10 protein-coding genes are annotated in these 7,540 nt (G+C 70.6%); 5 read left to right on the forward strand and 5 right to left on the reverse strand.

The window, feature by feature from the left end; all coding sequences use genetic code 11:
• From WA805_RS17565 to WA805_RS17575, 3 genes are all read right to left on the reverse strand, one after another.
• The coding region (locus WA805_RS17565; protein ID WP_425242871.1) for an ATP-binding cassette domain-containing protein at window positions 1–794 on the reverse strand (794 nt) is incomplete at its 3' end.
• Complete coding sequence (locus WA805_RS17570) at window positions 769–1,674, reverse strand: ABC transporter permease subunit (protein ID WP_422281328.1); 906 nt, start codon at window positions 1,672–1,674, stop codon at window positions 769–771. The genes WA805_RS17570 and WA805_RS17565, both read right to left, overlap by 26 nt.
• Window positions 1,658–2,554: an extracellular solute-binding protein gene (locus tag WA805_RS17575; RefSeq protein WP_422281330.1), complete on the reverse strand. Its 897-nt coding sequence runs from the start codon at window positions 2,552–2,554 to the stop codon at window positions 1,658–1,660. The genes WA805_RS17570 and WA805_RS17575 overlap by 17 nt, the downstream gene beginning before the upstream one ends.
• Here WA805_RS17575 and WA805_RS17580 point away from each other — a divergent pair.
• From WA805_RS17580 to WA805_RS17595, 4 genes are all read left to right on the forward strand, one after another.
• Window positions 2,544–2,729, forward strand: coding sequence for a hypothetical protein (locus WA805_RS17580; protein WP_422337492.1), 186 nt, complete (start codon window positions 2,544–2,546; stop codon window positions 2,727–2,729). The genes WA805_RS17575 and WA805_RS17580 overlap by 11 nt on opposite strands.
• Before the next feature lie 71 nt (window positions 2,730–2,800).
• Window positions 2,801–3,412 carry a PASTA domain-containing protein gene (locus WA805_RS17585; RefSeq protein ID WP_424564222.1) on the forward strand — a complete coding sequence of 204 codons (612 nt, stop codon included), beginning with the start codon at window positions 2,801–2,803 and terminating at the stop codon, window positions 3,410–3,412.
• Between the two features lie 99 nt (window positions 3,413–3,511).
• Window positions 3,512–4,624: an NDMA-dependent alcohol dehydrogenase gene (locus WA805_RS17590; RefSeq protein ID WP_422281336.1), complete on the forward strand. Its 1,113-nt coding sequence runs from the start codon at window positions 3,512–3,514 to the stop codon at window positions 4,622–4,624.
• A gap of 45 nt (window positions 4,625–4,669) precedes the next feature.
• Window positions 4,670–5,509 (forward strand): amidohydrolase family protein, encoded by an 840-nt coding sequence (locus tag WA805_RS17595; protein ID WP_422289852.1) that lies wholly within the window; start codon window positions 4,670–4,672, stop codon window positions 5,507–5,509.
• Window positions 5,510–5,513: 4 nt separating this feature from the next.
• Here WA805_RS17595 and WA805_RS17600 read toward each other — a convergent pair whose 3' ends face one another.
• Window positions 5,514–6,182 carry an LON peptidase substrate-binding domain-containing protein gene (locus WA805_RS17600; RefSeq protein WP_422281340.1) on the reverse strand — a complete coding sequence of 223 codons (669 nt, stop codon included), beginning with the start codon at window positions 6,180–6,182 and terminating at the stop codon, window positions 5,514–5,516.
• Window positions 6,183–6,358: 176 nt separating this feature from the next.
• On the opposite strand from WA805_RS17600, the gene WA805_RS17605 reads away from it, so the two are divergent.
• Entirely contained in the window at window positions 6,359–6,853 is a 495-nt protein-coding gene (locus WA805_RS17605; RefSeq protein WP_422281342.1) for a hypothetical protein, read from the forward strand.
• Here the strand turns inward: WA805_RS17605 and WA805_RS17610 are convergent.
• Window positions 6,834–7,540, reverse strand: a 707-nt coding sequence (locus WA805_RS17610; protein WP_425242872.1) for an amidase family protein, incomplete at its 5' end; no start/stop codon positions are given. The two genes, WA805_RS17605 and WA805_RS17610, sit on opposite strands and share 20 nt — an antisense overlap.

Genomic DNA, 7,540 nt, shown 5'->3' on the forward strand with positions numbered 1-7,540 from the left:
ACCACACCCGCGCCAGAACCGGCGCTCCCGGCCGCGCCGCTCCCGGCCGGGCTGCCGGCGGAGCCGTGACCCCCGCCATCCGCGGCGGGCACGAAGCCGAGGTAGCCGACCAGTTCCGCGACGCGGCGGGTCGCGGGCCTGAGCACCACCTCGTCGGGCGCGCCCGCCTGCAAGACGTAGCCCTGGTCCATCACGAGCAGCCGGTCCGCGAAGGCCTGCGCGTCCGAGAGCTGGTGGGTGACGAGGACGGACGGCACCTTACGTTCGGAAGAAAGATCTTTGACAAGCACCGTGAGAGCGCGCCGCAAGGTTTCGTCGAGACTCGCGAACGGCTCGTCAAGCAGCAGCGCGTCGCAGTGCGCGAGCAGCAGCCGCCCGAGTGCCACGCGGTGCCGCTGCCCGCCGGACAGCCGGGCGGGCATCACGGGCAGCAGCTCGTCGATGCCGAGTTGCCGGGCGATCGTCGTGAGCTCCGCGCCTGCCGCGGACCGCGCGTACAGCAGGTTGGCGCGCACCGGCAGGTGCGGGAACAGCCCGGGGTCCTGCCGCAGCAGTCCCACCCGCCGCTGCCACGGCGGCACCTCGACGGCCGGGGAACCGGTCGACGTGAGCACCCGGCCGCCCAGCTCCACCAGGCCGCGGCGCGGCCAGACCAGGCCCGCGATCGTCTCGAGCACCGTCGTCTTGCCTGCCCCCGACGGACCGAACAGTGCCACCCGCTCCCCGGCGGCCACCGTCAGCGACGCATGGACGGTGAAGTCGCGGCGGTCAACCTCGACGTCGGCGGTCAGCACGGGCGCTCCACACGTAGGCGGCCATCGGCAGCGGCAGCGCGACCACGAGCAGCACCAGGGCAAACGGCAGCGCGGACGCCAGCCCCGTTTCCTGCAGGGTCACGAAGATCTGCAACGGGATCCCGAACGGATGGTAGGCGATGATCACCACCGCCCCGAACGCGCCTATCGCGCGCGCCCACGCGACCGCCAGCGCCATCGCGAGCCCGGGCGCGGCGAGCGGCAGCGTTACCCGGCGGAACACCCGCCGCGGCGGGTCACCCAGCAGCCCGGCCTGCTGCTCGAGCTGGGTGTCCACACCGGCGAACGCAGCCTGCGCGCCCAGCACGTAGTACGGCGCGGACTCGTACACCTCGGCGATCACCAGCGCGAGGAACGTGTTGGTCGCGTCCTGGTGCAGCCAGCCCAGCACGTGGCCGATCGGAGTGTACGGGCCGACCATGAATACCAGCAGCAGCCCGATGACCAGCGGCGGCAGCAGCAGCGAGCACAGCAGGCCTGCCTCCCACAGCCGCGGCAGCGGCAGCCGCCCGCGGGCGAGCATCCAGGAAAGCGGTGTGCAGACCAGTATCAGCACGGCGAGCGTGACGCCGCCCGCCGCGAGCGAAACGATCAGCGGATCCAGGTTGCCAGGACCGGTGAGCGCACTGAGCGTCTCGCCCCAGGACAGGTGGGTGAGGAGGGTGATCACGGGGCCGAGCAGGGCGATCCAGATGACCGCCGCCCCCGCTACAGAAAGAACTGCCGATACGGAACGGACGCGTGGCGCCTGCCTGCCGAACGCGCCTCTCCCGCCCGGGGGAAGTCCGGGACGCCCGCCCTCGGCGTCCCGGATCACCCCGCCGGAAGCGGCGGCCTGCGGGCTAGGTGCCCAGCTCACTGGCTATGGACGCGGGCACGTCGCTCTTGCTGCCGAAGAGCGTCGGCGTGAGCACCGTGAACCCTCCCTGCTTGTACTGCGCCAGGCCGGGCGCCGACAGCGTGTAGGCCACGAACGCCTCGCCGGCCGGTGTCGGCGTGCCGATGATCGTGATGTCGATGACCTGCGGCGAGCCGCTCTTGGTCATTCCGTTCTCAAGCGTAACCTTCGCGGTCTTGTAGTGGTCTGCCAGCGCGGCGCTGCCCAGGTTGACCTGCTCCGGCAGCGGTATGTAGTTCAGCTTCAGCTCGATCGCCTGGGTGACGAACGCGCTGGCGGCGTCGAGCTGGCCGGACTGGAGCGTGGAGTCAAGCGCGGACTCGGCGTAGATCTGGCTGGACTTCGACGTGCCGAAGTCGGTGGTGCCGAGGATCTTGGCGACCGTGTCCGAGGGCAGGTGGCAGTAGGACTGGGCGAGCTCGAGCATGTAGATGAAGTCGCGGCCCTGCGGGTCGGTGTTCGGGTCGGTGCGGCCCAGCTTGAGGCCTGGCGTCTGGAGCAGCGTGTACAGGTCGCACACCGGCTTAGAGCCGTCCGCGATGGCCTTGAACTGGCTCGCGTACTTGCTGTTCGGGTTGTAGGCGACCACCATCGAGGTGCCGGCGTACTGGATGTACCACTTGGTGAACTTCGGCTGGAGCGGCGTGATGTTGTCGCCGCCGACGGACTCGAACACGTTGGGGCTGATCTCCCCGGCGGCGATGTCCGACGAGAGCGTGCCGGAGGCGTTGCCGGTGCCCGAGAACCCGGCCCCGGTGGCGGCGGTGAACGCCGGCTTCACCACCATCTCGTTCAGGTACGTGAGCGAACTCGCGTAGGCGACGTTGGCGGTGCCCGACACCGTGGTACTCGTGCTCGACGGCGACGCACTCGCGCTCGCGCTTGTGGTGGCCGACGAGGAGGACGAGCTTGATGAACTTGAGCAGGCCGCGGCGGCCAGCCCGATGCATGCTATGCCTAGCACGGCGGCGATCCGCCTGCCTGATGACCGGAAAGTAAGCATTCCACGACGATAGCCAGCGGTAGTTGCGCGACGCAACCAAGCTAGACATCGATTGGGGCACGCCTCCAGAGTGGACGGATAACGGTGGCTATTACCTGGTACGACGTTCTCGGCGTCCCGGCCGGCGCGTCCGCTGACACGCTGCGACAGGCGTACGACGGCCGCAAGGGACAGCTGCGTGCCGAGCTGCTGAACGGTGCCCCCTCCCCCGTGCTGTCCGCGGCCGCCAGGGCCAGCCAGTCGATCGAGGCGGCCTGGCTGGTGCTCAGCGACCCCGGCCGCCGGCGCGCGTATGACGAGGAGATCGGGCTGCACCGGGAGCACGGCCTGCGCGGCTCTGCCGACTTCGGCGGTTCCGCTGGCTCGGCGATGCCCGGAACCGATGCCTTCTACCTGCTGCGCGGCCGGTTCGGTGCCATGCTGGGCGGCGCCGCCATGGCCCTGTCCGACTGGCTGAGGCCTCGGCCTGCCCCGCCGCCGCGCGGCCGCACGGTGCCCGACGTGCGCGGGCTGTTCTACCAGCCGTGCCGCGACGTGGTCACGATGGCAGGGCTGCGGCTGGCGGTGGTCCGGCTGACCCAGGACCCGATGCCGGTGGAGGGGCTCGTGGTCAGCCAGTCCCTTGCCGCGGGCTCGCACGTCAGGGCGGGCACGACGCTGACCGTGCGGGTGTGGCACCCGCCGCGCCACAGATAAGGGCCCACGTCATTGAGGTTTGGGCACCATTGACCGGGCCGTCAGGCGGGGCGGATGATGACTGGCAAACTACGTTCTCCCGGGAAAAGGCAGGTCCGTATGAAGACACGAGCAGCGGTGCTCAGGGACGTGGGCAAGGACTTCGAGGTCGTCGAACTCGACCTGGACGAGCCGAAGGCCAATGAGGTTCTCGTCCGGTTCGTCGCCTCTGGTCTGTGCCACTCAGACGACCACCTGCGTACCGGTGATATCCCGGTCAGGTACCCGATCGTCGGCGGCCACGAGGGCGCCGGGATCGTGGAAAAGGTGGGGCCTGGTGTCACCAGGCTGGCCGTTGGCGACCACGTGGTCACGTCGTGGCTGCCAGTCTGCGGGCACTGCCGGTTCTGTTCCCGCGGCCAGACCAACCTGTGCGACCTGGGCCGGTTCCTGGTGGACAACTCCCTGCCCGACGGCACGTACCGCTATCACGAGGGATCGACGGACTTCGGGCAGATGTGCCTGCTCGGCACGTTCTCGCAGTACGCCGTGATCTCCGAGGCGTCGGCCGTGAAGGTGGAAGACGACCTGCCGCTCGACGTCGTGGTGCTGGTGGGCTGCGGCGTGCCCACCGGCTACGGCACCGCGGTGAAGGCGGGTGAAGTCCACCCCGGCGACACCACGATCATCTACGGCGTCGGCGGCGTCGGCATCAACGCCGTGCAGGGCGCCTCGCACGCCGGGGCCCGGTACGTCATCGCGGTCGACCCGGTGGAGTTCAAGCGGACCACGGCGCTCTCGCTGGGCGCGACACACGCCGTGGCGTCGGCGGAGGAGGCGCACGAGCTGGCGCAGCAGCTGACCTACGGCGTCGGCGCGGACCAGGCGCTGATCACGGTGGGCGTGGCATCCGAGGAAGTTGTCTCGGCGGCGTTCGCGGCGGTCCGCAAGCGCGGCATCGTCGTCCTGACGGCCATGGGCGGCCTGGCGACGAAGACCGTGCACGTCTCCGGCTTCGAGCTGACGGCGTTCGAGAAGCGGCTGCAGGGCGCGCTGTTCGGCAGCGGGAACCCGTTCGACGACATCCCCCGGATGATCGAGCTGTACCGGGCCGGCAAGCTCAAGCTGGACGAGCTCATCACCACCAAGTACCGGCTCGACGAGGTTAACCGGGGGTACGAGGACATGATGGCCGGCCGCAACATCCGCGGCGTCATCATCCACGAGCACTAGCGAGCCTGCCGGCGCCCGCATCCCGTCTCGCCGTACGATGACGGGATGCGGGCGATCGACTTTCACGTGCACCTGCCGACGCCGGACTGGCTGGACGGCAGCATGGACGGCTACGTCGAGGCGGCGGAGGCGTACTTCCGGTCAACCGTCGAGCGGCAGTCGCTCGGCGAGCTCGCGGACAAGTACCGCGCTCTCGACGTGCTGGCGGTGCTGCTGGCCTGGGACGCCGAGACGGCCACCGGCCGCCCCCGGGTGCCCAACGAGACCATCGCCGCCGCCTGCCTGGAGTACCCCGACGCGTTCACCGGGCTCGGGTCGGTCGACCCGCACAAGCCGTCGGCGGTGGACGAGGTCGCGCGCATAGCGGAGCTCGGGCTTCGCGGCGTCAAGTTCCACCCGTCGCTGCAGGCGTTCGCCCCTGATGACCCGAAGTACTGGCCGGTGTTCGCCGCCTGCGAGCGGCACGGCCTGCTCGCGCTGTTCCACACCGGCACCAGCGGGATCGGCGCCAGGCAGCCAGGCGGCCAGGGCATCAGGATCGACTACGCGCACCCGCTCAAGCTGGACGCCGTCGCGGCCGCGCACCCGGAACTGACCGTGGTCGCGGCGCACTTCGGCTGGCCGTGGCAGATGGACCTGATCGCGGTCGCGCTGCACAAGACCAACGTCTACATCGACATCTCCGGCTGGTCGCCGAAGCGGATACCGCCGGAGGTCGTCCGCGAGCTGAAGGGCCGGCTGTCCGGCCAGTTCCTGTGGGGCAGCGACTTCCCCTTTATCGCGCCTGAGCGCTGTCTCGCCGAGCTGGATGAGCTCGGCCTGGCCAGCCCGGCCCTGCTGCGGGACAACGCCGCCCGCGTCCTGGGGCTGCCGGACCCGGCTTAGCGGGCTAGTTCTGACTGTAGGGCTCGTAGCTGAAATCGGGTGCCGGGCGGGACGTGGTGGCGCGCAGCATGGCCGTCTCGCGAGTGAGCAGAGACCGCTCGGCCTTGAGCCTGATGATCACGTCCGGCGCGGCAAGCAGCGCCTGCCGGTCCGGTAGGTCGATGATCATCGCGGCCCCGACCACGTAGGAGAGCAGCTCAGGCTCGTCGGGCAGGCTGGCGACGTTGATCATCCCGCCGCCCCGGTCGGCGAGCGCGTTGAGGTAGCCGCGGAACGCCGCCTGCACACGCTGTGCTAGCCGTGCGGCGATCGCGGGATCGCCGGCCTCCTCGGCCAGCGGCTCGATCTCGCCCTGGAAGTACGGCAGCGACTTGTCGAGGCTCAGCAGCCGGAACCGCTGCGCGCCCACGGTCTGCAGGTCGTACCGGCCGTCCTCGCGCTCCGCGATCTGGCGGACGGTGGCGACGCAGCCGATGTCGTAGAGCGCGGTGACGCCTTCGGTACCCGTCTCCCGGCCCTTGCGGATCGCGATGATGCCGAACCGCCTCGGCTCTGGCCCCGTCAGCAGGTCGGCGACGAGCTGCCGGTACCGCTCCTCGAAGACGTGCAGGGGCAAGCGCATTCCAGGGAACAGCACCGTCGACAACGGGAACAGCGGCAGCATGTCGCTCATGGTCCTGACACTATTCTCCAGCCCCGGAGCGCGACAGACATGGTTTGCCCCGGCGTGTCCAGGAACCGCCTCCTGACAGCCGAGGCGCCGACCCGCCGCAGCGGCGCAGGCGGGCAGCGCGGGTGGGACGGCAGGCTGATAGCTGCCGCCCCACCCGCGGCGTAAGGTTCTGATCCATGGCGTACGCACCGCAGGCGTGGCGGGACTTCGCGGTCACGACGGGCGGCCTGGCCGGGGCGCTGACGGGGCTACTGTTCGTCGCGGTGTCGCTGCACAGCGGCGCGCTGAACAGGTCGCGCAGTCTCGCCTCCCGCGCCGCGCAGACTCTGGTGCTGTTCGTGACGCCGGCGATCGCCGCGATACTGCTCACGGCTCCGCAGCCCAGTGCGGCCCTGGGCGCGGAACTGCTCGCGCTGGCGGCGGTGGCCGGCGTCACGCTGTTCATCCTCGACCGCCGGGCCGGGCACGACGGCGGAGGCCAGGTCGTCGTCCGCTACATCGAGCGGGCCTCCCCGAACCTGGTGACCGCCGTGCTGGTCGCCGTGGCCGGGGTGTCCTTCCTGCTCAAGGCGGGCGGCGGGCTGTACTGGATGATCCCGGCGGTGCTGGCGGGCCTGGTCGGCGGCGTGACCAACGCCTGGCTCTTCCTGCTCAAGATTCCCGACGACTGACGCCGCGCGCGGCCAGCTGAGTTCGGGGGTCGATCGGGGTGAGCGACCCGGCGCCCACCTCGACCGCTGCCGCGGCGTCCAGGCAGAGGTCTTCGCGGAATCGCGGCCCGATGATCTGCACGCCAGTCGGCAGGCCGTCGTGCTGGCCAGCCGGCACGGTGACCGCGGGCAGGCCAAGCAGGTTCACGGTCACGCTGATCCTGATGGCCGCCGGCCAGCCAGCCAGCCACGACGGGTCGAGGTCGGCGCCGACCGGAAACGCCCGCCGGGTGCATACCGGCGCCAGAATCAGCGGCGCATGCCGCATCGAGGTGTCCCAGGCGCGTGCGATGGCGGCCCGCTCCATCATCGGGTCGAACGCGCGCTCTCCCGCGGCGGCCGTCCAGGCCGGCTCGAAGGCCTGCCAGAAACGGGCGAACTCACCCGGTGCGACGCTCTCGACGGGCGGCAGCCGCTCAGCGGCCCGGCCGTAGCCGGCCATGATCTGATAGTAGATCTCGGCGGCCCGCTCCACGGCGGGCGGCTCGTCGTCTGCCACGACGTAGCCGGCATCCGCGAGCAGGGCCGCCGCCTGGCGCACCGCGGCGGTTACCGCCTGGTCCGCTGGATCGCCTCCCGTGTCGGTGATCATCGACACCCGCAGCGGTGCCGGGACGGGCGGGCCGTCCAGCGGGACGGGCGCATACC

Source organism: Trebonia sp. (assembly GCF_049794275.1).
Classification (GTDB): domain Bacteria; phylum Actinomycetota; class Actinomycetes; order Streptosporangiales; family Streptosporangiaceae; genus Trebonia.

Bases quoted from the DNA above. Each gene is read 5' to 3' on its own strand.
- WA805_RS17590 (WP_422281336.1), top strand. From the start codon at position 3,512: ATGAAGACACGAGCAGCGGTGCTCAGGGACGTGGGCAAGGACTTCGAG.
- WA805_RS17595 (WP_422289852.1), top strand. From the start codon at position 4,670: ATGCGGGCGATCGACTTTCACGTGCACCTGCCGACGCCGGACTGGCTG.
- WA805_RS17600 (WP_422281340.1), bottom strand. From the start codon at position 6,182: ATGAGCGACATGCTGCCGCTGTTCCCGTTGTCGACGGTGCTGTTCCCT.
- WA805_RS17605 (WP_422281342.1), top strand. From the start codon at position 6,359: ATGGCGTACGCACCGCAGGCGTGGCGGGACTTCGCGGTCACGACGGGC.